The sequence below is a fragment of the Mesorhizobium sp. M8A.F.Ca.ET.161.01.1.1 genome (genome assembly GCF_004792105.1).
Taxonomy (GTDB): Bacteria; Pseudomonadota; Alphaproteobacteria; order Rhizobiales; family Rhizobiaceae; genus Mesorhizobium.
In genome coordinates, this window is record NZ_SRTD01000509.1 from 1 (window position 1) to 280 (window position 280).

Here is a 280-nt window from a genome sequence, read left to right on the forward strand (position 1 = left end):
CCCATGAAGTGAACGACGCCGCGCGGAGCGGATGCGGAGGAGGACAGGGCGATCATCGGCAAGAACTGCCTTGCCAATGCCATACGCCATGTCAGCAGGTATTCCATCGGCGCAACCCCGACTATTCGGTTGAAGCGCGCAAAAAATGCCGAACGGGAGAGCGCCGCCTCTTTCGCGAGATCAACGACGGTCCAGGGATGGCCGGGACGGTCATGCATAGCCCGAAGTGCCGCCGAAAGGCGCTCATCACCAAGCCCTCTGCCGAGGCCCTGTGCAGAAT

The 280-nt window shown here is 61.8% G+C and carries 1 protein-coding gene; it reads right to left on the reverse strand.

Annotation, left to right across the window (positions count from 1 at the left end; genetic code table 11):
• The coding region (locus EN804_RS36780; RefSeq protein ID WP_135922456.1) for an AraC family transcriptional regulator at positions 1 to 280 on the reverse strand (280 nt) is incomplete at both ends.